General features: G+C 61.1%; 18 protein-coding genes. 7 read left to right on the forward strand and 11 right to left on the reverse strand.

Features of this window, described 5'->3' with window-relative positions:
- Positions 1-95: 95 nt before the first annotated feature.
- From MA884_RS13715 to MA884_RS13735, 5 genes are all read right to left on the reverse strand, one after another.
- Entirely contained in the window at positions 96-2,534 is a 2,439-nt protein-coding gene (locus tag MA884_RS13715) for a TonB-dependent siderophore receptor (protein WP_256231033.1), read from the reverse strand.
- A gap of 251 nt (positions 2,535-2,785) precedes the next feature.
- Complete coding sequence (locus MA884_RS13720) at positions 2,786-3,766, reverse strand: FecR domain-containing protein (protein WP_256231034.1); 981 nt, start codon at positions 3,764-3,766, stop codon at positions 2,786-2,788.
- Entirely contained in the window at positions 3,763-4,281 is a 519-nt protein-coding gene (locus MA884_RS13725; RefSeq protein WP_256231035.1) for an RNA polymerase sigma factor, read from the reverse strand. Before MA884_RS13725 ends, MA884_RS13720 begins: the two co-directional genes overlap by 4 nt.
- Before the next feature lie 152 nt (positions 4,282-4,433).
- Positions 4,434-5,141, reverse strand: a complete 708-nt coding sequence (locus MA884_RS13730; RefSeq protein WP_256231036.1) for a 3'-5' exonuclease — start codon at positions 5,139-5,141, stop codon at positions 4,434-4,436.
- Positions 5,138-7,072, reverse strand: a complete 1,935-nt coding sequence (locus MA884_RS13735) for a putative nucleotidyltransferase substrate binding domain-containing protein (RefSeq protein WP_305518927.1) — start codon at positions 7,070-7,072, stop codon at positions 5,138-5,140. Before MA884_RS13735 ends, MA884_RS13730 begins: the two co-directional genes overlap by 4 nt.
- A gap of 256 nt (positions 7,073-7,328) precedes the next feature.
- Here MA884_RS13735 and MA884_RS13740 point away from each other — a divergent pair, with 256 nt between their 5' ends.
- Complete coding sequence (locus MA884_RS13740) at positions 7,329-7,775, forward strand: response regulator (protein WP_047228125.1); 447 nt, start codon at positions 7,329-7,331, stop codon at positions 7,773-7,775.
- 146 nt (positions 7,776-7,921) lie between these two features.
- Here the strand turns inward: MA884_RS13740 and MA884_RS13745 are convergent, their stop codons facing one another.
- Positions 7,922-10,099 carry a malate synthase G gene (locus MA884_RS13745; RefSeq protein ID WP_256231037.1) on the reverse strand — a complete coding sequence of 726 codons (2,178 nt, stop codon included), beginning with the start codon at positions 10,097-10,099 and terminating at the stop codon, positions 7,922-7,924.
- A gap of 559 nt (positions 10,100-10,658) precedes the next feature.
- Between MA884_RS13745 and MA884_RS13750 the strand changes: the two genes are divergently transcribed.
- Entirely contained in the window at positions 10,659-11,177 is a 519-nt protein-coding gene (locus MA884_RS13750; RefSeq protein ID WP_256231038.1) for a glycine cleavage system protein R, read from the forward strand.
- A 217-nt stretch (positions 11,178-11,394) separates the two neighbouring features.
- Here MA884_RS13750 and rarD read toward each other — a convergent pair whose 3' ends face one another.
- The 5 genes from rarD to MA884_RS13775 all read right to left on the reverse strand — a co-directional run bounded on the left by rarD (position 11,395) and on the right by MA884_RS13775 (position 17,210).
- Entirely contained in the window at positions 11,395-12,282 is an 888-nt protein-coding gene (gene rarD / locus MA884_RS13755) for an EamA family transporter RarD (RefSeq protein WP_256231039.1), read from the reverse strand.
- 222 nt (positions 12,283-12,504) lie between these two features.
- Positions 12,505-13,479: a serine/threonine protein kinase gene (locus MA884_RS13760; protein WP_256231040.1), complete on the reverse strand. Its 975-nt coding sequence runs from the start codon at positions 13,477-13,479 to the stop codon at positions 12,505-12,507.
- Positions 13,480-13,673: 194 nt separating this feature from the next.
- Entirely contained in the window at positions 13,674-15,569 is a 1,896-nt protein-coding gene (locus MA884_RS13765; protein WP_256231041.1) for a PhoX family phosphatase, read from the reverse strand.
- A gap of 66 nt (positions 15,570-15,635) precedes the next feature.
- Positions 15,636-16,412 carry a TOBE domain-containing protein gene (locus MA884_RS13770; protein ID WP_256231042.1) on the reverse strand — a complete coding sequence of 259 codons (777 nt, stop codon included), beginning with the start codon at positions 16,410-16,412 and terminating at the stop codon, positions 15,636-15,638.
- A 57-nt stretch (positions 16,413-16,469) separates the two neighbouring features.
- Entirely contained in the window at positions 16,470-17,210 is a 741-nt protein-coding gene (locus MA884_RS13775) for a ComF family protein (protein WP_256231043.1), read from the reverse strand.
- 90 nt (positions 17,211-17,300) lie between these two features.
- Between MA884_RS13775 and bioB the strand changes: the two genes are divergently transcribed.
- From bioB to bioD, 5 genes are all read left to right on the forward strand, one after another.
- Positions 17,301-18,356 carry a biotin synthase BioB gene (bioB, locus tag MA884_RS13780; RefSeq protein ID WP_256231044.1) on the forward strand — a complete coding sequence of 352 codons (1,056 nt, stop codon included), beginning with the start codon at positions 17,301-17,303 and terminating at the stop codon, positions 18,354-18,356.
- 152 nt (positions 18,357-18,508) lie between these two features.
- On the forward strand, positions 18,509-19,687 hold the full coding sequence (gene bioF, locus MA884_RS13785) for an 8-amino-7-oxononanoate synthase (RefSeq protein WP_256231045.1): 1,179 nt from the start codon (positions 18,509-18,511) through the stop codon (positions 19,685-19,687).
- Positions 19,680-20,411, forward strand: coding sequence for an alpha/beta fold hydrolase (locus tag MA884_RS13790; RefSeq protein WP_256231046.1), 732 nt, complete (start codon positions 19,680-19,682; stop codon positions 20,409-20,411). Before bioF ends, MA884_RS13790 begins: the two co-directional genes overlap by 8 nt.
- On the forward strand, positions 20,404-21,216 hold the full coding sequence (gene bioC / locus MA884_RS13795; protein WP_256231047.1) for a malonyl-ACP O-methyltransferase BioC: 813 nt from the start codon (positions 20,404-20,406) through the stop codon (positions 21,214-21,216). The genes MA884_RS13790 and bioC overlap by 8 nt, the downstream gene beginning before the upstream one ends.
- On the forward strand, positions 21,213-21,896 hold the full coding sequence (bioD, locus tag MA884_RS13800; RefSeq protein ID WP_256231048.1) for a dethiobiotin synthase: 684 nt from the start codon (positions 21,213-21,215) through the stop codon (positions 21,894-21,896). Before bioC ends, bioD begins: the two co-directional genes overlap by 4 nt.
- Positions 21,897-21,930 lie beyond the last annotated feature (34 nt).

Here is a 21,930-nt window from a genome sequence, read left to right on the forward strand (position 1 = left end):
ATGCGGTCCTTCAGAAACCGAGTCGCCTCCATCGCGGGCAAGCCTTGCTCCCACACCGCGCCACTCTAAAAAGGGTGGGTGCGAATGCTAACCGTTTACCATTTGTATTTCACGCTGGCGACGACGCTGCGTTGATCGCCGTAGTAGCAATAGAAGCCGTCACAAGTGGACAGGTAGTCCTTGTTGAAGACGTTTTTTGCATCCACCGCCACCGATACCCCTTTGAGCGAGTTGTTCAGGCGACCCAGATCGTAATGGGCCGACGCGTCATACACGGTGTATGAACCGACATGGCCCCAATTGGTGTTAGTGGTGTTGCCATAGGTGTCGCCGACATAACGCACACCCGCACCGACACCGAAGCCGTCCAGCGGGCCGTTGTGCCAGGTGTAATCGGCCCAGGCGGTGGCCTGGTTGCGTGGCACCTGGGCCATGCGCTTGCCCTTTTCAGCCGCAGAACCTTTGGTGATTTCGCTGTCGTTGTAGGTGTAGGAGCCGACCAGTTTCAGGTTGTCGGTTACATCGCCTGAGGCTTCCAGTTCCAGGCCACGCACCTGGACTTCACCCACTTGGCGGGTGACGTTGTTTTCGGTCACGGAGTTGTTTTTCTGGGTCAGGTCGAACACCGCAGCGGTCAACAGGGTCTTGGTGCCGGGTGGCTGGTATTTGATGCCCGCTTCGTATTGTTCGCCTTCTGTCGGCTTGAACGCTTCGGTGCTGTTGACGGTTGAACCTGCCGCCGCCTGGAACGATTGGGCGAAGGAGATGTAGGGCGTCACACCGTTATCGAAGACATAGCTCAACGCCGCGTTGCCGCTGAATTTCTTGTCGCGCTGGGTGTTGGTGACGTTGTTCAAGTTGTGGAATTCGGTGCCGGTGTGAATCCAGTCCTCACGGCCACCGAGGGTCAGGCGCCAGTTGTCCAGGGCGATCTGGTCCTGCACGTACAGGCCGGTTTGATGGGTCTTCTGGTTGTAGTCATACATGGTGAAGTACTGGACGTTGGAGAAATCCTGTCCGTAGATCGGGTTGTGGATGTTGCTGGTCGGCACGCCAGTCGAACCCCAATCCCAGCGCGAATTGCTGTTGGAGCGCTGGTGATCCAGGCCCAGCAGCAGGGTGTGGCTGAGGGCGCCGGTCTGGAAGTCGGCCTGGAAATTGTTGTCCACGGCGAACTGGCTGATGTCTTCGTTGATGACGCTGGCGCTACGCTTGACGTTGCCGTCGGCGTCCACCGATTGGTCGGGGCCGTCTGGCCAGAATTGCCCGCCAGCCGAGATGCCTTGGGTTTCCAGATCGCTCTTGGTGTAGCGCAGGTTCTGGCGGAACTGCCAGGTGTCGTTCAGGCGATGTTCGAACGCATAGCCGAGGGCGTAGTAGGTACGGTCGTAGAATTCCCAGTCCGGATCACCCAGGTTTTTGTGGTGGGAAATCTTGCCGGCCGGCGACGACAGCTTGGTGCCTTGCAGCGGCAGGAATTGCCCGGTGATGCCGGTGTCGTCGCGGGTGTATTGAGACAGGAACGTCAGGCGGGTGTCGTCGTTGATGTTCCAGGTCAGGCTTGGGGCGATGTTGTAGCGTTTGTCCGGGATGTGATCGACCTGGGCGTTGCTGTCGCGCACCGTGCCGCTGAGCCGATACAGGAACTGGCCTTCGTCATCGACCTTGCCGGTGCTGTCGAAGTTGATCTGCTTGTGTTCGTTGCTGCCGGCTTGCAGTTCGACTTCGTGACTGCTTTCGGCTTGCGGGCGACGGCTGACCATGTCCAGCATGCCACCGGGTGGCGTCTGGCCGTAGACCGAAGATGCCGGACCACGCAGCACGGCGATGCGTTCGAGGTTCCAGGGCTCGATTTTCGGCGTGACGTAGTTGCCCTTGGGCAGCGGCAGGCCATCGAGGAACTGCGTCGGTACAAAACCGCGCACCAGCAGCCAGTCGTTGCGTGAGTCCGAGCCGTAGCCGCTGCTCTGCACGCCAGCGGTGTAGCGCAGGGCGTCATTGAGGTTGAGGACCGAGCGATCTTCCATCTGCTGGCGTGTGACCACGGAAACCGAGCGCGGCAGTTCGACAATCGGCGTATCCGTCTTGGTGCCGGCCGCCGTGCGAGTGGCGACGTAGCCGTCGGTCGGGCCCCACGCGGTTTCGCTGAGGCCGGCGCCGATCACGCTGGTTTCCGGCAACGCCATTACGCCTTCGGGTACGGCCACCAGGCTGTAGGTGCCGGCGCTGCTTTGTTCCAGTTGAAGGCCAGTGCCGCGCAAGGCCTCACGCAATGCACCAATGGCGTCGAACTGGCCCTGGACCGGTGCCGAGGTTTTGCCCGAGGCCAGGGACGGGGTCAGGCTCAGGGCAAGACCGGCCTGACTGGCGATCTGGTTCAAGGTGGTGGCCAATGGCGCGGCGGGCAAGTTGTAGGCACGCACGCTCGAGGCTTGTTCGGCGGCCAGCAACGGACCGCTGACCAACGGGGCGGCAAAAGCGATGGCGACGGCCAACAGACTGGGGCGCAACAGGGTGTCTAGCGGGCGGGACATACGGCGGCTCCTGAATGGAAATGTTTCTCAATTGCCTGGGTGCCGGATGAAAATTAAAAAGTGATAGGGCTGGATGAAAATAATTTAGATTCAGGGTGAGGTGTCCAACTGGTTTTTGTGCCGGGCTGGCCTCATCGCGAGCAGGCTCGCTCCCACATTTGATATTCAGCGAACCCCAGCGGTGTGTACAACGCTGCTCCACTGTGGGAGCGAGCCTGCTCGCGATGGCGCCATCACTGACTCCAGATTCCTCAAGGTTTGGTCTCGGCCCTCGGCCCCACCACCACCCACCAGCGCGTGTGATGCTCGACCTGCACCGGCAAGGTCGGCAGCAGGGCGCTCAGTGCCAGATCGGTGTCGTGCAGCGGGAAGCTGCCAGTGATGCGCAGGTCTGCCACGTGTGGCTCGACGCCCAGGTAGCCGCGCCGATAGCGGCCCAGTTCATGGACCAGGTCTTCGAGGCGGGCGTTGTCCACCACCAGCATGCCGCGGGTCCAGGCATCGGCGCCCGGACTCAGGGCCATTGTCGGCCCGAGGCCGTCGCGGCGCATCAACACCTGCTGGCCTTCGCGCAGGATCTGCTCTTCGTCGGTGGCCTGCGGATGCGCCGCCACCGCCGACTTCAACACGCTCAAGCGCGTGCCTTCTGCTTCTCGCTTGACCAAAAATCGGGTGCCCAGGGCGCGCATGCTGCCTTCGCGGGTTTCAACGATAAACGGGCGTGGATCGTTGTGGCCGGTTTCCACCAGGATCTCGCCTTCTTGCAGGACAATACGTCGCTGCGTGTCATCGAAACGCACGTCCAGCGCACTGTGGGTGTTGAGGTTGATCAGCGTGCCGTCGGCCAGGCGCAGGATGCGTTGCTCGCCGGTGGTGGTGCGCTGGTCGGCCAGCCAGTAATCCAGCGGCAAGTAACGATCCCCGGCAAACAACGCCAGACCGATCACTGCAACAATACTGGCCAGGCTGCTGCCGAGCTTGCGCACCCGGCGACGAATGTTTGCTCTGGATTGCAACAACGCGGCTCGCCCAGGGCCGTTGGCGACACTGAAACGTTGGTCGAGCATGCCCAACTGCCGCCAGGCCCGGGCGTGTTCTTCGTCGGCGGCATGCCATTGGGCGAATGCTTCACGCTCCTGGGCGCTGCCGCCGCCTGAGTCCAGGGACAGTTGCCAGGTAATGGCCGCATCCAGAACCCCGGTCGAGACGGGTTTGGACGAAGGCGTGCTCATGTTGGCTCACCATAAAGTGCGATGTAGCACTGGCGCATGCCCTGGGCCAGGTACTGCCGCACCCGTGGCACGGAAACCCCCAGGCGCTCGGCGATTTCTGCATGGCCGAGGCCGTCGAGGCGGTTATAAAGGAAGGCGGCACGGGCCTTGCTCGACAATTTGCCGAGCAGCCGATCAATAGCCTTGAGGTCTTCGAGGATCAGTTGCTGCTCTTCCACCGACGGTTGTTCGTTCTCCGGGATCAGCATCAGCTCGGTGAGGTAGGTCTGCTCCAGCGCCGCCCGACGGAAATAATCGAACAGCAGTCCCTTGGCGATCGCCACCAGAAACGCCCTGGGCTCCCGGGGCGCTGTCAGTTCCTCCCGGCCCAGCAGGCGCACGAAGGTATCCTGGCTCAGATCTTCGGCCCGCTGCGGGCAGGCGACGTTGCGGCGCAGCCATGCCAATAGCCACCCGCGATGGTCACGGTACAACGCACCAACCAGATCACTGTGGGGGCTTGGGACTGACGACACGAAGCATCACCGATGTTTTAAGTAACGAGAATTGTTCGCGATTGTCGCAGAGGCGGGGCAGGGAAAGCAATTGGCGCTGGTCGGAGCACGCTCCGCGGGTTCAGGTGAGTCTGTGGGAGCAGCCTTGCTTCCACAGGTCAATCACCCATGGGTTAAAGCGAAGGCGCCCGTTGCCGCCGCTTCCATTGGCTCAGGCGCTGTTGCAGCTCAAGCGGGCTATGGATCTGCTGCTGACGGGCACGGCTGAACAGAATGAGCGCCAGTTCGGCGGTGGCCAGGGCGTCGGCGCTGGCGTTATGGCGGTCGAAGACTTGCAGTTTGCACCAGTCGATCCAGTCGTCCAGTCCAGCCTTGCGCAAGTGCGCCTGTGGACAGAGCATCGGCGCCAGGTCAGCGACATCCAGAAATGGGTGCTGCAAACGATAACCGAGGTAGTCCTTCAGGGCCCGCCCCAGCATGTGGGAGTCAAACGGTGCGTGGAACGCCAGCAGTGGGCTGTCGCCGACGAACTCCATGAACGCCAGCAGCGCCTCGGCTGGATCGCTGCCCGCGGCAATTTCACTCGGCGCCAGGCCATGAATCAATACGCTCGGCCCTAGCTTCTGCTTGTCGCACTGCAAGGTGCGTTCGAACTGCTGGCTGAAGTCGATAGCGCCGTCTTCTATGACGATCGCACCAATGGACAGCACCTGATCTTTATTCAGATTCAGCCCCGTGGTTTCCAGATCCAGCACCACCCAGCGTTGCTCTCTCAGGCTGTACTCCCCCAGAGGCGAAGGTGTCGGCAGGCGTTCCACGCGCTGTTGCACGTTTTCAGACAACATCGGTTGGACCGGGCGTAACCAGGAAAAAATGCTCACAACTGGTACCTCAGCGTCAGGCTGCTTTGCAGCCGTTGGGCCTGGCGCAGGGATTCGCGCAGAATGCGCCGGTCCAGATGGTTGAGGCTGTCGGGGTCGACCCGGTTGGAGTAGGGCAGGTTCTCGCGGGTTTGCAGTTGATGTTGTTGCATCCGGGTTTGCTGAATGAAGTGATAGGCCTCTTCATAGGCCGCGCCATCGAGCGGTTGGATCACGTCCTTGATGACCAGTTGCCGCAGGCGCTCCAGGGTATTGTTGGCTTCGATGCCATTGGCCAGGGCCAGCAGGCGGGCGCCGTCGACAAAAGGCGTCAGGCCTTGCACTTTCAGGTCCAGAGTGGCTTTTTCGCCGTTCTTGCGGCTGAGCACGAAATCCCTGAAGCGTCCCACCGGCGGACGATGACGCAGCGCGTTCTCGGCCATCATGCGCTGGAACAAACGGTTATCGGCCACCTGTTCGAGCACCTGCTGGCGCAACTGCTCACAGCCTTGCTCGTCGCCCCAGACCACCCGCAGGTCGAAATAGATACTTGAACTCAACAGGTTCTCCGGCGTGGCTTCACGAATGAACGCGGCAAAGCGTCGGGCCCATTCGGCGCGGGACAGGCACAGCTCCGGGTTGCCGGCCATGATGTTGCCTTTGCACAAGGTGAAACCACAGAGGGCCAGGCTCTGGTTGATCTGTTGAGCGATGGGCAGCAGTAGCCCGCGGATCTGCGCCGCCTGGGCGGCGTCCCGGGCTTCGAACAGAATGCCGTTGTCCTGGTCGGTGTGCAGGGTCTGCTCCTGTCGGCCTTCACTGCCGAAACACAACCAACTGAACGGCACGCCCGGGTCACCCTTGTCGGCCAGGGTCAGTTCGATGACCCGGCACACGGTGTGGTCGTTGAGCAGTGTGATGATCTGGGTGATCTGCGTCGACGATGCGCCATGGGCCAGCATGCGCTCCACCAATTGCCCGATTTCGCCGCGCAGGGCCACCAGACTCTCGACTTTCGGGGCACTGCTGATGGTCCGTGCCAGATGCACCAGGTCGACCCGCTGCAGGGAAAACAGATCGCGTTCGGACACCACGCCGCACAAGCGATGGTCCTTGACCAGACATACATGGGCGATGTGGCGCTCAGTCATGGCAATGGCCGCGTCGAAGGCGCTGTGGTCCGGCGAAAGATAAAAAGGTGTCGGGGTCATGTGCGCGGCGATGGCTTCGGAAAAATCCCCGGAACCGTCGGCGACCACATGCCGCAGGTCACGCAGGGTAAAGATCCCTACCGGCGCTTTCTGCTCGTTCACCACCACAATGCTTCCGACCTGCTGCTCATGCATCAGTTTCACCGCTTCGCGCAGTGGCATGTCGGGGGGGCAACTCACCGGATGACGCATCGCCAGTTCGCCCAGCCGGGTGTTGAGGGAATATTGGGTGCCCAGGGTTTGCGCGGACTTCTGCTGGACTTGCTGATTGAATTGGTCAAGCAGACTGCTGACCCCACGCAGGGCGAAATCACGAAACGGGCTCGACAGGGCGAACAGCTTGATGAAAGCCAGCTTGTTCAACTGCAGGCAGAAGGTGTCCTCGCCGGCCCGGTGCTCAGTGCGGGTGGCCCGCTCACCCAGCAGCGCGGCAAGGGGGAAGCATTCGCCGGTGGTGATTTCGAAAGTGGTTTCGGTGCCTGCTTTCGCCGAATGCGGACGTTCGCCCACGACCCGGCCCTGCTTGACGATATAGAAGTGTTCCACCGTGCCGTCGGCCGGTTTGATGATGGTTTCTCCCAGTGCGTAAAAACGCAGCAGGCATTGCTCCACCAGGTAAGCCAGGTGAGCGTTTTCCATTTGGTTGAACGGGGGAAAGCGCTGGAGGAATTGCAGCGTTCCCTGGATGTTTTGCAACACCGCGGTTTTCCCTGCCTGGGTAAAGGCGTCCGTTTTTTTCATAACTATGGCGCAGTCTTTTTGAATTGTTGTGGTCGGATCTGTCTCCATGGTCAACCCCTGAGGGTAGGGTGCCCATTGGACGTAAGTCTAGGTCGCTACAAAGGCGCCGAAACTGTAGAAAAATCCCACGTTTGGCCTCCGAAAAGCCTGTAGTAAATATACTTGGAAAAAAATCCGACGAAGTGCACATTGAAGCGCAGCAGAACGATGTCTGACCACTGTGCCGGGGACCGATTTAAAGAACGTAGAGAGCATCATGTCCGACCACGATATTTTGAGTGACGCCGAGCGCGAGGCGCTGAGTGCCGTCATGCTGGAACCTGATCTGCCGCCGCAGCGAGTCTTGATCGTCGATGACGATAAGGACGCCCGCGAGTTGCTGTCGGAAATTCTGGCGCTGGACGGTATTCATTGCATGACCGCCGCCAGCGGTGAAACGGCGCTCAAGTTGCTGGAAACCAAGCCGTCGATCGGCCTGTTGATCACTGACTTGCGTATGGGCAATGTCGATGGCCTGGAGCTGGTCCGTCTGGTGCGGGAGTCGGAGCGGGCAGCGCTGCCGATCATCCTCGTCTCCGGCGATGCGGACGTGAAGGACGCCATTGAAGCGATGCACCTGAGCGTAGTGGATTTTTTGCTCAAGCCCATTGATACGGAAAAATTGCTGGGCCTGGTCAAACATGAGCTGGGGATGGATCTTTAAAATTGTCTGTTGGAGCAAGGCTGCTCCCACAGATAAATCCCCTCGCCCCGATGACTCGAGCATCAGCCAGGGCTTGGTGATTTTGCAATGAAAAAGCCCTGATCTTTCGATCAGGGCTTTTTCTTGGGCTGCGTTTTACCCCTCAATCACAACCCATTGGCTGCCTTGAACTCGCGACGACGACGGTGCAGCACCGGCTCGGTATAGCCGTTTGGCTGCCGGGTGCCTTCGATCACCAACTCCACCGCCGCCTGGAAGGCGATGTTGCTGTCGAAGTCCGGTGCCAATGGTCGGTACAGCGGGTCGCTGGCGTTCTGGCGATCCACCACCGGCGCCATGCGCTTGAGGCTTTCCATCACCTGGTCCTGGGTGACGATGCCGTGACGCAGCCAGTTGGCGATGTGCTGGCTGGAAATACGCAACGTCGCACGGTCTTCCATCAAGCCAATATCGTTGATGTCCGGCACCTTGGAGCAACCTACGCCCTGGTCGATCCAGCGCACCACGTAACCGAGGATGCCCTGGGCGTTGTTGTCCAGTTCGTTCCTGATCTGCTCCGGTGTCCAGTTCGGGTTGACTGCCAGCGGGATGGTCAGGATGTCGTCCACCGAGGCGCGGGTACGTTTGGCCAGTTCGGCCTGACGGGCGAACACGTCGACCTTGTGATAATGCAGCGCGTGCAGCGCAGCAGCGGTCGGCGATGGAACCCATGCGGTATTGGCACCGGCCATAGGATGAGCGATTTTCTGCTCCAGCATCGCGGCCATCAGGTCCGGCATGGCCCACATGCCTTTACCGATCTGTGCACGACCTTGCAAGCCAGTGCTCAGGCCGATATCGACGTTCCAGTTTTCGTACGCGGCGATCCACTTCTCAGCCTTCATGTCGGCCTTGCGCACCATCGGGCCAGCTTCCATGGAAGTGTGGATTTCGTCGCCGGTGCGGTCCAGGAAACCAGTGTTGATGAACACCACGCGTTCGCTGGCGGCCTTGATGCAGGCCTTGAGGTTGACCGTGGTCCGGCGCTCCTCGTCCATGATCCCGACCTTGAGGGTGTTGCGCGGCAGGTTCAGCACGTCTTCGACGCGGGCGAACAGCTCGTTGGTGAACGCGGCCTCTTCCGGCCCGTGCATCTTCGGCTTGACGATATACACCGAGCCGGTACGGCTGTTGCGACGCGAAGTATTGCCGTTGAGGCTGTGGATTGCCGCCAGGCTGGTGATCAGGCCATCCAGGATGCCTTCCGGCACTTCGTTACCGTGCTTGTCCAGGATCGCGTCGATGGTCATCAGATGACCGACGTTGCGCACGAACAGCAGCGAGCGGCCATGCAGTGTCAGGCCCGAACCATCGCCAGTCGTGTACGCACGATCGGGGTTCATGGTGCGGGTAAACGTCTGACCGCCCTTGGCGACCTGTTCCGACAGATCGCCCTTCATCAGACCAAGCCAGTTACGGTAGATCACCACTTTGTCATCAGCATCGACGGCGGCGACCGAGTCTTCGCAGTCCATGATGGTGGTCAGCGCGGCTTCCATCAGGATGTCTTTGACGCCGGCGGCATCGGTCTGGCCGACGGGGGTACTGGCGTCGATCTGGATTTCGAAGTGCAGGCCGTTGTGCTTCAACAGCACGGCGGTCGGTGCCGAAGCGTCGCCCTGGAAACCGATCAGTTGCGCGTCGTCACGCAGGCCGCTGTTGCTGCCGCCCTTGAGGGCAACCACCAGTTTGCCGTCGACGATTTTATAAGCGGTGGAATCAACATGGGAACCGGCCGCCAACGGCGCGGCTTCGTCGAGGAAGGCGCGGGCAAAGGCGATGACCTTGTCGCCGCGCACCTTGTTGTAGCCTTTGCCTTTTTCCGCACCATCGGCTTCGCTGATGGTATCGGTGCCGTACAGCGCGTCGTACAGCGAACCCCAGCGGGCGTTCGATGCGTTGAGAGCGAAGCGGGCATTCATCACCGGCACGACCAACTGCGGGCCGGCCATGCGGGCGATTTCGTCATCGACATTTTGCGTCGTGGCCTGGAAGTCCGCCGCTTCTGGCAGCAGATAACCGATGTCTTGCAGGAAGGCTTTGTAAGCCACGGCATCGTGGGCGTGGCCGGCACGGGCCTGGTGCCAGGCATCGATCTGTGCCTGGAAATCGTCGCGTTTGGCGAGTAGGGCTTTGTTCTTCGGGGCCAGGTCGTGGATGACTTTGTCGGCACCGGCCCAGAACGTGTCGGCGGTGAGGCCGGTTCCGGGGATGGCTTCGTTATTCACGAAGTCGAACAGGACTTTGGCGACCCGCAGGCCACCGACTTGAACGTGTTCAGTCATTGCTTGCCTCACTCTGCTCAGCTATTTCGCTTTTCAGCTCTTCGATTTTGACAATGAAGCCTCGGGACATTTAAACCACAAACCCCGGAACCAGTACATGCCATCGCTGGCGGCTGGGTGGGACCTATCACGGGCGTTAAGCCTTGCTGACGGGGCTTTCAGGGATGCGACTGCGCCTTAAGCAGACATCGGTCCAACGTTATGTAGTGCGCGCTGCGGCATACTACATGATCAATTGCGGTTGTGAAAATTAGACTAATTGCGTCGTTCCGCGACCCACTAACGTGCTACGGTCACAACGAGGCATGGGATGTTCTCAAAAAACAGAGTGATTGTTCCAGATAAATATTGAAACTTGTACACGATACTGCTGGAGCGCCATCCACTGTGGGAGCAAAGCTTGCTCGCGATGAAGATATCTCAGTCGTCCGGAACCGATGCGCCTGTATCGCGAGCAAGCTTTGCTCCCACAGTGGATGAGGTATAAATCCCTAAGCCCACAGTCTGTCCGCGACCACCTGCCTATACTGTCCCTTCCATCAACCAGAGGGCTCGCGCCATGGACCATCTCGTCATCACTGTTTTCGCCCCGGACAAGCCCGGGTTGGTCGAGCACATCGCCCTTTGCATCGCCGAGCATGGCGGTAACTGGCTGGAAAGCCGCATGTCGCGCCTGGCAGGACAATTTGCCGGGATCCTGCGCCTGAGCGTTCCGGCCGAATCCCATGACGAACTGATCGAAGCCCTGCAAGGCCTGTCGGCCCACAACATCCGGGTGCTGATCGCCGAGGGCATCGTCGAAGAGTCCTGCACCTGGAAACCTATCGCGATGGAGCTGGTGGGCAATGACCGTCCTGGCATCGTGCGCGACATCACCCGCTTGCTGAGTGAGCAGGGTGTCAACGTCGAGCGACTGGTCACGGACGTGCGACCGGCGCCGATGAGCAGCGAGTTGCTGTTTCACGGTGAAGCGATTCTCGGGGTGCCGGTGACCTTGTCTCTGGACACTTTGCAGGAGCGCCTTGAAACCCTGGCCGATGAGCTGATGGTGGAGCTGAAACTCAACGACGAAAGCTGATACAGGTTATCCAAGGAAAAACTGCGCCTGCCTGTGGATAACCTGTAGAGACACGCCGCCAGCCCATATGGGCCGGGGCTTGATGATGAGTGATTAAAAAATCACCAGTTTTCAATGGCTTGTGCACAAACGGCGGGGATCAGGTTGTGGATAACCTTGGGGCGGATCGCCGCAGGCCACGTCGTGTTTGGCCTGCGCGAGGTTGTTCGATTTTTGATCAGTTGCGTCGGCGCATGCTCACCACGGCATCGATGCTGTACACCGCAAGCCCTGCCCAGATGAACAGGAACGCCACTAATGTGCTGGACGACAGATGCTCGTCGAACAGCAGCACCGCCAGCAGTAGCACCAGCGTCGGGGCGATGTATTGCAGAAAGCCCAAGGTGGTGTAGGGCAAGTGCCTTGCTGCGGCGTTGAAACACACCAGTGGCACCAGTGTCACGGGACCCGCCGCCACCAGCCACCAGGCTTCGGAGGTGGTCCAGAAAACCGCTTGGGCACTGGTAGCCGCCGGGTTGAACAACAACCAGGCAACGGCGATCGGCACCAGCATCCAGGTTTCCACCACCAGCCCAGGTAGGGCCTTGACCGGGGCCTGCTTGCGGATCAGCCCATAAAAGCCGAACGTCAGCGCCAGTACCAGCGACACCCATGGCAGGCTGCCCACCTGCCAGACCTGCTGCGCCACACCGACCGCGGCCAACCCCACCGCCAGCCACTGCATACGCCGCAACCGTTCACCCAGGATCAACATGCCGAGCAATACGTTCACCAGCGGGTTGATGTAGTAACCCAGGCTTGCTTCGAGCATGCGCCCGTTGTTCACCGCCCAGACGTAGGTCAGCCAGTTGGCCGCGATCAGCGTACCGCTCAAGGCGAGGATCGCCAGTCGGCGTGGATTGTCCCGCAGTTCGCGCCACCAGCCCGGGTGTTTCCAGACCATCAGCAACGCCGCGCCGAACAAGGCCGACCACAACACCCGGTGGATGATGATTTCCACCGAGGGCACGTTGGCGATGGCTTTGAAATAGATCGGGAACAGACCCCAGATGATGTAGGCGCTCAGGCCCAGGATATACCCGCGACGCGGGTTGGCGGCTTGCATGCAGAATCCTTGCTTAGGCAGCTAACAAAAGAGTGATTGTAAGGGGATTTGTCAGATTGTGCCGTGAACCTTGCTAGGAGTAGTTCCACCGCAGGTCCTCATGTGGGAGCGAGCCTGCTCGCGATAGCAATGTGTCAGTCAACATAAATGGCGACTGTTCCACCGCAATCGCGAGCAGGCTCGCTCCCACAGGGTTTCAGTGGGTGTTGGAACCCAGCCCGATCAGAACAACTTCAACGGCTCCTCATTGAGCGCCGCCAGTTGCTCGCGCAACGCCAACACCTGGTCGCCCCAGTAGCGTTCGCTGCCGAACCACGGGAAACTGCGCGGGAACGCCGGATCGTCCCAACGGCGCGCCAGCCAGGCGCTGTAATGCATCAGGCGCAGGGCACGCAGTGGCTCGATCAAGGCCAGTTCACGCGGGTCGAAGTCATGGAACTCACGGTAGCCGTCCATCAATTCCGACAATTGTCCCAGGCATTCCTGACGATCACCGGCGAGCATCATCCACAAGTCCTGTACCGCCGGCCCCATGCGGCAGTCGTCCAGGTCGACGATATGAAAAACCTCGTCGCGGCACATCATGTTGCCGGGGTGGCAGTCGCCGTGCATGCGGATGTTCTTGTGGGGCGTGGCGGCATAGACCTCTTCGACCCGTTTGAGCAGATCCCTGGCCACTGACTCGTAGGCCGGAAGCAGGCTGCGGGGCACGAAACCGCTTTGCAGCACGGTGGTCAGCGAATCATGGCCGAAGTTTTTCACGCCCAACGCTTCACGGTGTTCGAACGGGCGGGTAGACCCGACTGCGTGCAGGCGCCCGAGCAATTGCCCCAGGCGATAGAGTTGGTCGAGGTTGCCCGGCTCAGGCGCGCGGCCGCCGCGCCGGGGAAACAGGGTGAAACGAAACCCGGCGTGTTCGTGCAGGCTGACACCGTTGTGAATCAGCGGCGCTACCACCGGCACGTCGCATTCGGCCAGTTCGAAGGTGAAACGGTGCTCCTCCAGAATCGCTTCGTTGGTCCAGCGCTGAGGGCGGTAGAACTTGGCGATCAGCGGCTCGGCGTCTTCGATACCCACCTGATAGACACGGTTTTCATAGCTGTTGAGGGCCAGCACACGGGCGTCGCTGAGCAAGCCCATGCTTTCAACGGCATCGAGCACCAGGTCGGGTGTGAGGGTTTCAAACGGATGGGACATGCTGACTCCTGCGCAGCGGCAGGGCTGCCGCGTCCGGCCCAGCATGGTAGCGCAAAGCAGTCGGGATTAATCGGTGAGACTTCAATTGCTCTTTGTGGCGAGGGAGCTTGCTCCCGCTTGGGTGCGTAGCGCCCACAAAATAAAGTGGGGTCGCTGCGCAACCCAGCGGGAGCAAGCTCCCTCGCCACAAAGTGTCAGGCGCCGATGACCCCGCCATCCTCGCGGGTAATCACCATCACCGACGACCGCGGCTTACCATTGGGCAGATGTTCAGGGAACGTCGAGCCGCCGCTGGGATGCTGGATGCCGACGAACAGGGTTTTGTAGTCCGGCGAGAAGCTGATCCCGGTCACTTCGCAACCCACCGGTCCGACCAGGAATCGACGGATTTCGCCGCTGTCGGGGTCGGCGCAGAGCATCTGGTTGTTGCCCATGCCGGCAAAGTCCCCGGTATTGCTGAAATCACCGTCGGTCTGAATCCACAACCGCCCGGCCTTGTCGAAGCCCAGGCCATCGGGGCTGTTGAACATGTTCTGCGGGTTGATGTTGGACGAGCCGGCCTTTGGCGTGTTGGCGTGTACCGCCGGGTTGCCGGCGACCACAAACAAATCCCAGGCGAAAGTGCTGGAAGCGTGATCGTCGCGGTCGGTGCGCCAGCGCAGGATCTGCCCGTAGACATTCTTGGCCCGAGGATTGGGCCCTTCCACCGGCTGGCCGGCTTCGCCGCGCTTGGAGTTGTTGGTCAGGGTGCAATAGACCTGGCCGTCTTTGGGGCTGACGACTATCCACTCCGGACGGTCCATGCGGGTGGCGCCGACAGTGGTGGCGGCCAGACGTGCATGGATCAGGACTTCGGCCTGATCGGCGAAACCATTGCTGGCGTCAAGACCGTTCTTGCCATGGGTCAACTCGATCCACTGGCCCATGCCTTTGGGATGGTCCGGGTTGGCATCACCGGCATCGAAGCGCGCCACGTACAACGTGCCGTGATCCAGCAGGTTACGGTTGGCCTTGGGTTTTTTGTGGTCGATTTTGTCCCGGCTGACGAATTTGTAAATGAACTCGCCGCGCTCGTCGTCGCCCATGTAGACAACGGCATGACCGTCGCTGGTTTGTGTCAGGGCGGCGTTTTCGTGCTTGAAACGACCCAGGGCCGTGCGTTTGACCGGGGTGGATTTCGGGTCAAACGGGTCGATCTCCACCACCCAGCCGTGACGATTGAGTTCGTTGGGGTTTTTCGCCAGGTCGAAACGCGGGTCGTGCAGGTGCCAGTCGATTTCGCTGCTGGCGACGGTGGCGCCGTAACGCTTCTGCGCCTTATCGAACTGCAGGTCCGCCTTGCTGCTGCCAAAGCAGTCGGTGAAGTTCTCTTCGCAGGTCAGGTAAGTGCCCCACGGCGTCATGCCATTGGCGCAGTTCTGGAAAGTACCCAGCACTTTCTTGCCGCTCTTGTCGGCGCTGGTTTTCATCAAGTCATGGCCGGCGGCGGGGCCACCGAGATCAATTGGCGTGTTGCCATGAATCCTGCGGTTGTAGCGCGAATCCTGCACGAATCGCCATTGTCCGCCCTGACGCTGTATTTCAATCACCGACACACCTTCACAGGCTTGGGCCTTGTGTACATCTTCGGCCGACTTCGGCTGGCCGCCATGGGGGAAGAGGTATGGGTAGTTGGTGTACTCGTTGTTGATCGCCATCAGCGCCCGGTTGTCGTCGCCGGGAAACGGGAACAGGCTCATGCCGTCGTTATTGTCGCCAAACTGCATTTCCTGGGCGCGGGCGGTGCCATTGCCGCTCGGATCAAACGCCGGTGCATTTTTCTGCAGGGGTTGACCCCAACTGATCAGCACCGAGGATTTGTAGCCCGGCGGCAGCGTAATGGTGTCGGCCGTGGCGGCGGCGATGCTGTTGAAGCCCAGCAGCTTGCTGTTGCCTTCGCTGACGGCGGCGGCCAGTACGCTGCGACTCAGCAGGTTGCCGCCCAGGAACATCGCCGCGCCGCACAGGGCGCCGGCGCTGATGAAGCTTCGACGGCTCAGGCCGACGATCTTTTCCAGGTCGGTGGATTGGTTTTCTTCTAATAGGCTCATCTGAGGCTCCCTGCTGGTTTTGGCAGCCACCTTAAAGCCGGGCGATGACGCTTTTGTTGCAGCGCGCTACAACGGTGTGCCGAGCAGCACATTTGTCGCCGAAAACTCCACTTGTACCGGTGAGCCGGTATCCAGGTTTCGTTCGCGCAGTTGCAGCGGATCGGCCAACGCACACAGCGTTTGGCCGTTGGGCAGACCGATGCGCACTTCGCTGGGGCCGTTTTCGGCGGCGGCAACGTATTCAATCACCCCACGCAAGGCATTTTCCCCAGGGTTGTTGCCCGTTTTTTCCGGCGGATCGACCGGGTGCAGTTCCAGCCAGCCGGCCTTGATCAGGGCAACCACGGCAGTGCCGATACCCAGTTCCAGGCGTACCGTGCTGTCATGGGTGATCTGCGCCTGGATAACCAGGCCCCGTGCGAGCTCCAGGTAAACCCGGTCGTTATGACCCAAGGGCTCAATGTTCAGGACTTTGCCGTGCAACTGATTGCGCGCGCTGGTGCGCAGCATCAGGCGACTGAGCAGGCCCAGATCCCCGGCATCTTCGCTCGCCTCCAGCAATTGCGCCTGCAAGGCTTGCAGGCGCTGATACAGGCGCAGCACGCGCAGTCCTTCCTGGGACAGTTTTGCACCGCCACCGCCTTTGCCCCCAACGCTACGCTCCACCAGCGGCTGGTCCGCCAGGTTGTTCAATTCGTCGATGGCATCCCACGCGGCCTTGTAGCTCAGGCCCGCGCTCTTGGCGGCGCGGGTGATCGAGCCTTGTTCGGCGATGTGCTGCAACAAGGCGATGCGTTGTGGGCGCCGGACGATGTGCTGGGTCAGGAGCGGGGGCAATGACATGACGGAAAACTGCGTAAAGGAATCATGGGCGGACGTTGGCGCCTCGAACGCGGCGCGTCAAGCCGGCTCACCGGGTTTCGGCGTGCGTGCCAGACAATACACATCGACCCGGGCGGCACCGGCATCCAGCAACAGGCGGGCCAGCGCCTGGGCAGTGGCGCCGGTAGTGAGCACATCGTCCACCAAGGCAAGGTGACGGTTGCCCAGCACGGCGTCGGGTGTGACGGCAAAGGCTTGGCGCAGGTTTCGGCGCCGGGCCCTGGCATCGAGTGCCTGCTGGGCGGGGGTGTCCTGGATGCGCCGCAGCAGTTGTTCTTCGCAAGGGATCTTCAATGCCGCGCTGAGCCAGCGTGCAAGCATCGAGGCCTGATTGAAACCGCGCTGGCGCAAGCGCCGGTTGGCAAGCGGTACCGGCACCAGTGCATCGGGCTGCTCCAGTCCTTCATTGAAGTGATGTTGCAAGGACTGTGCTAGCAGTTCGCCCATCAGCCGACCAAGTGGCCATTTGGCCTGATGTTTGAAGCGGGCGATCAAGCTGTCGATAGGAAAATCGTAGGCCCATGGCGCCAGGACCCGCTCGAAGGCGGGCGGCTGCGTGGCGCACTGACCGCAATGCAGTCCGGCCATGGGCAGCGGCAAGGCACAGATACTGCACTGGTGGCCGAGCCAGGGCAGCTCGCTTTCGCAGGGGGTGCAAATGGGTTGGAGCGTGTCGGTAGTTTCGCCACACAGCAGACAAGATTGTTTATTTTTTAACCAGATGTAAACCGGTCCATCGTATCGTGGTTGACAGCGCATGACTCTTCCTTAAATATGCCGAACATCCGTGTCGCGCCTGTGGGTATTCCGTTTCCCAGGTGCCAGCCAAGCATAATCAAGGAAATGCCCATGAGCGCCAGCACCACTGCCAACCTGCGTCATGACTGGTCTTTGGCCGAAGTCAAAGCTCTCTTCGTCCAGCCCTTCAATGACCTGTTGTTCCAGGCGCAGACCGTGCACCGCGCGCATTTCGACGCCAACCGCGTTCAGGTGTCCACGCTGCTGTCGATCAAGACCGGCGCCTGCCCGGAAGATTGCAAATATTGCCCGCAGTCCGGCCACTACAACACCGGGCTGGAAAAAGAAAAGTTGCTGGAAGTGCAGAAAGTCCTTGAAGAGGCCGCGCGTGCCAAGGCTATCGGCTCGACCCGTTTCTGCATGGGCGCGGCGTGGAAGCATCCGTCGGCCAAGGACATGCCTTATGTGCTGGAGATGGTCAAAGGCGTGAAGGCCATGGGCCTGGAGACCTGCATGACCCTGGGCCGCCTCGATCAGGACCAGACCCAGGCCCTGGCCCAAGCGGGCCTGGACTACTACAACCACAACCTCGACACCTCGCCGGAGTTCTACGGCAGCATCATCACCACCCGCACTTACAGCGAGCGTCTGCAAACCCTGGCCTACGTGCGAGATTCGGGGATGAAGATCTGCTCCGGTGGCATCCTGGGCATGGGCGAGTCCCTGGACGATCGCGCCAACCTGCTGATCCAACTGGCGAACCTGCCGGAGCACCCGGAATCGGTGCCGATCAACATGTTGGTCAAAGTCGCCGGCACGCCGCTGGAGAATGCCGAAGAGATCGATCCTTTCGATTTCATCCGTATGCTCGCCGTGGCGCGGATCATGATGCCCCAGTCCCATGTGCGGCTGTCTGCCGGCCGCGAAGCAATGAACGAGCAGATGCAGGCGATGGCATTTTTTGCCGGCGCCAACTCGATTTTTTATGGCGACAAACTCCTGACCACCGCCAACCCGCAAGCCGACAAGGACATGCAACTGTTCGCTCGCCTGGGCATCCAGCCGGAGGCCCGCGAAGAGCACGCCGATGAAGTGCATCAGGCAGCGATTGAACAGGCGCTGGTGGAGCAGAAGAGCAGCGAGCAGTTTTACAACGCCGCCCTCTGAGCTGACGCAAAAAAATGTGGGAGCGAGCCTGCTCGCGATGACGATGGAACATTCAACATTTATGTTGACTGGCACGCCGCTATCGCGAGCAGGCTCGCTCCCACAGGGGGATCTCCTCCAGTCTTTAAATAGCGGTTCACCCCGAGGCCTGCATGCCCTTCGATCTCGCCGCACGCCTGGCTGCCCGTCGTGCCGAAAACCTCTATCGCCAGCGCCCGCTGCTCGAAAGTCCGCAGGGGCCAGAGGTGGTGGTGGACGGCCAACGCCTGCTGGCGTTCTGCAACAATGATTACCTGGGCCTGGCCAATCATCCGCAGGTGATCGAAGCCTGGCGCGCCGGCGCGGCCCGATGGGGCGTCGGTGGCGGCGCCTCCCATCTGGTGATCGGCCACAGCCGGCCTCATCATGCCCTGGAAGAAGCCTTGGCTGACTTGACCGGCCGCCCGCGGGCACTGCTGTTCACCACGGGCTACATGGCCAACCTTGGCGCGGTCACCGCACTGGTGGGGCAGGGCGATACGGTGCTGGAGGATCGACTCAACCACGCTTCGTTGCTCGACGCCGGCTTGCTGTCCGGCGCGCGCTTCAACCGGTACCTGCACAACGATGCCCAGAGCCTGGCCAACCGTCTGGAGAAATCCACCGGCAATACGTTGGTGGTCACCGATGGTGTGTTCAGCATGGACGGCGACATCGCTGATCTACCGGCCCTGGCCCGTGAAGCCAGGGCCAAGGGCGCCTGGCTGATGGTCGACGATGCCCATGGCTTCGGTCCGTTGGGGCCCAATGGCGGCGGGATCGTCGAACATTTCGGCCTGAGCCAGGATGACGTGCCGGTATTGGTTGGCACCCTGGGCAAAGCCTTCGGCACTGCCGGTGCTTTTGTCGCCGGCAGTGAAGAGCTGATCGAAAGCCTGATCCAGTTCGCTCGTCCCTACATCTACACCACCAGCCAACCGCCGGCCCTGGCCTGCGCTACGCTCAAGAGCCTTGAGCTGCTGCGCAGCGAGCATTGGCGGCGCGAACATTTGCGAGTGCTGATCCGCCAGTTTCGTCACGGTGCCGAGCAGATCGGCCTGCAACTGATGGACAGCTTCACGCCGATCCAGCCGATCCTGATCGGCGATGCGGGGCGGGCGATGCGCTTGTCGCAAATGTTGCGTGAGCGGGGACTGATGGTTACGGCGATCCGCCCACCCACCGTGCCGGCCGGCAGCGCCCGTTTGCGCGTGACCTTGACCGCCGCTCACAGTGAAGCTCAGGTGCAGCTACTGCTCGAGGCACTGGCCGAGTGTTTTGCACAATTGGGACCGGAGTCAAGCCATGCGTGATCGACTGATATTGCTGCCCGGTTGGGGCTTGGGCGTTTCCCCGCTGGAGCCTCTGGCGGCTGCGCTGCAAGGGCTCGATGAACATCTGCGGGTCGAGATCGAGCCGTTGCCGGCACTGACCTCAAGCGATCTCAATGAATGGCTCGATGAGCTGGACGCCACACTGCCCCAAGATGCCTGGCTGGGTGGCTGGTCCCTGGGCGGCATGCTGGCCGGCGAGCTGGCGGCGCGTCGGGGCGAGCGCTGCTGCGGCTTGCTGACCCTGGCGAGCAACCCTTCTTTCGTGGCCCATGATCAATGGCCGAGCGCGATAGCCGATGAAATCTTCGATGGGTTTCTCGCCGGATGCGCCGCCGATCCGCGCCAGACCCTCAAACGCTTCAGTTTGTTGTGCGCCCAGGGTTGCAGCGATCCGCGTGGCTTGTCGCGGTTATTGCTGGCGGGTGCGCCGGTCACTTCACCCGATGTGTTGATGGCTGGGCTCGAACTGCTGGCGCAACTGGATACCCGCGCGGCCTTGCAGGGCTTCGGTGGCCCGCAGCTTCACTTGTTTGCCGGGCTCGACGCCCTGGTACCGGCGGAGGCGGCAGGTGAGTTGCTGGTGTTGCTGCCGGATGTTGAAATCGGTCTGATCGAACAGACTGGCCACGGATTCCCTTTGGAGGACCCCCACGGAGTAGCGGGGGCGATTCAGGCTTTTTTGCATGAGTCCGATGATGACTGATTTGTCTGTTCCCAAATTGCCCGGTGCCTTGCCGGACAAGCGCCAGGTGGCGGCCTCGTTTTCCCGGGCTGCGACCAGTTACGACAGCGTGGCCGAGCTGCAGCGCGACGTCGGCCAGCAGTTGCTGGACCGGCTGCCTGCTTCGATCCTGCCTGAGCGCTGGTTGGACCTGGGTTGTGGCACCGGCTATTTCACCCGGGCGCTGGGTGCGCGCTTCGGCGAGGCGAACGGGTTGGCGCTGGATATCGCCGAAGGCATGCTCAACCATGCTCGCCCTCAGGGCGGGGCTGCGCACTTTATAGCCGGTGACGCCGAGCGGTTGCCCTTGCAGACCTCGAGTTGCGAGCTGGTGTTCTCCAGTCTGGCGGTGCAGTGGTGTGCGGATTTTGCCTCGGTGTTAAACGAAGTCCATCGTGTGTTGAAACCCGGTGGCGTGTTTGCCTTCACAAGCCTTTGCGTCGGCACGTTGTATGAATTGCGCGACAGCTGGCGTCAGGTGGATGGCCTGGTGCACGTCAACCGCTTTCGCGCGTTCGAAACGTATCAACAGCTATGTGAGGCCAGCGGGTTGAACGTTGTCAGCCTGGAAAACCGTCCCCATGTGATGCATTACCCGGATGTGCGCGGCCTGACTCATGAACTGAAAGCCCTCGGCGCGCACAATCTGAACCCCGGCCGGCCCGGTGGGTTAACGGGTAGAGCGCGGATCCTCGCGCTGGTTGATGCTTACGAACAGTTTCGTCAGGTACAGGGTTTGCCCGCGACCTATCAGGTGGTCTACGCCGTGCTGGAGAAACCGCTATGAACCAGGCTTATTTCATCACCGGCACCGACACCGACGTGGGCAAAACCACCGTCGCGGCCGGCCTGCTGCACGCTGCGCGACAGGCTGGCATGAGCACCGCGGCAGGCAAGCCTGTGGCTTCCGGATGTGAGGTGACACCCAAAGGGTTGCGCAATGCTGATGCTTTGGCGCTGTTGGCCGAGTGCTCGGTGCCGCTTGATTATGCCCAGGTCAATCCGCTGGCGTTCGAGCCGGCGATCGCGCCTCACCTGGCCGCTCGAGAGGCCGGCGTAGCCCTGACGGTACAATCGTTGCTGGGGCCGATGCGTGAAGTGTTGGCCTTGAAGGCCGATTTCACCCTGATCGAAGGCGCGGGTGGCTGGCGCGTGCCGCTGGCCGATCAGGACAACCTCTCGGACCTGGCGATGGCGCTGGGGCTGCCGGTGATCCTGGTGGTGGGTGTGCGCCTGGGTTGCATCAGCCACGCCCTGCTGACCGCCGAGGCCATCGCCCGGGACGGCTTGCAACTGGCTGGTTGGGTGGCCAATATCATCGACCCCAAGACATCGCGCCTGGAAGAAAATCTGGCGACCCTGGCCGAACGTCTGCCGGCGCCGTGCCTGGGGCGTGTGCCGAAAATCAAGGGCGTCACCGCCGAAGCCGTGGCTGCGCATCTGCACCTGGATTTGCTGGACTACTAAGGTTTTCACTATGACAAGGCACTGTGCCATTAGT

Origin of the sequence: Pseudomonas sp. Q11 (assembly GCF_024494355.1) — a bacterium.
Classification (GTDB): domain Bacteria; phylum Pseudomonadota; class Gammaproteobacteria; order Pseudomonadales; family Pseudomonadaceae; genus Aquipseudomonas; species Aquipseudomonas hefeiensis.

Bases quoted from the DNA above. Each gene is read 5' to 3' on its own strand.
- MA884_RS13715 (WP_256231033.1), bottom strand. From the start codon at position 2,534: ATGTCCCGCCCGCTAGACACCCTGTTGCGCCCCAGTCTGTTGGCCGTC.
- MA884_RS13720 (WP_256231034.1), bottom strand. From the start codon at position 3,766: ATGAGCACGCCTTCGTCCAAACCCGTCTCGACCGGGGTTCTGGATGCG.
- MA884_RS13735 (WP_305518927.1), bottom strand. From the start codon at position 7,072: ATGAAAAAAACGGACGCCTTTACCCAGGCAGGGAAAACCGCGGTGTTG.
- MA884_RS13740 (WP_047228125.1), top strand. From the start codon at position 7,329: ATGTCCGACCACGATATTTTGAGTGACGCCGAGCGCGAGGCGCTGAGT.
- MA884_RS13745 (WP_256231037.1), bottom strand. From the start codon at position 10,099: ATGACTGAACACGTTCAAGTCGGTGGCCTGCGGGTCGCCAAAGTCCTG.
- MA884_RS13750 (WP_256231038.1), top strand. From the start codon at position 10,659: ATGGACCATCTCGTCATCACTGTTTTCGCCCCGGACAAGCCCGGGTTG.
- rarD (WP_256231039.1), bottom strand. From the start codon at position 12,282: ATGCAAGCCGCCAACCCGCGTCGCGGGTATATCCTGGGCCTGAGCGCC.
- MA884_RS13760 (WP_256231040.1), bottom strand. From the start codon at position 13,479: ATGTCCCATCCGTTTGAAACCCTCACACCCGACCTGGTGCTCGATGCC.
- MA884_RS13765 (WP_256231041.1), bottom strand. From the start codon at position 15,569: ATGAGCCTATTAGAAGAAAACCAATCCACCGACCTGGAAAAGATCGTC.
- MA884_RS13770 (WP_256231042.1), bottom strand. From the start codon at position 16,412: ATGTCATTGCCCCCGCTCCTGACCCAGCACATCGTCCGGCGCCCACAA.
- MA884_RS13775 (WP_256231043.1), bottom strand. From the start codon at position 17,210: ATGCGCTGTCAACCACGATACGATGGACCGGTTTACATCTGGTTAAAA.
- bioB (WP_256231044.1), top strand. From the start codon at position 17,301: ATGAGCGCCAGCACCACTGCCAACCTGCGTCATGACTGGTCTTTGGCC.
- bioF (WP_256231045.1), top strand. From the start codon at position 18,509: ATGCCCTTCGATCTCGCCGCACGCCTGGCTGCCCGTCGTGCCGAAAAC.
- MA884_RS13790 (WP_256231046.1), top strand. From the start codon at position 19,680: ATGCGTGATCGACTGATATTGCTGCCCGGTTGGGGCTTGGGCGTTTCC.
- bioC (WP_256231047.1), top strand. From the start codon at position 20,404: ATGACTGATTTGTCTGTTCCCAAATTGCCCGGTGCCTTGCCGGACAAG.
- bioD (WP_256231048.1), top strand. From the start codon at position 21,213: ATGAACCAGGCTTATTTCATCACCGGCACCGACACCGACGTGGGCAAA.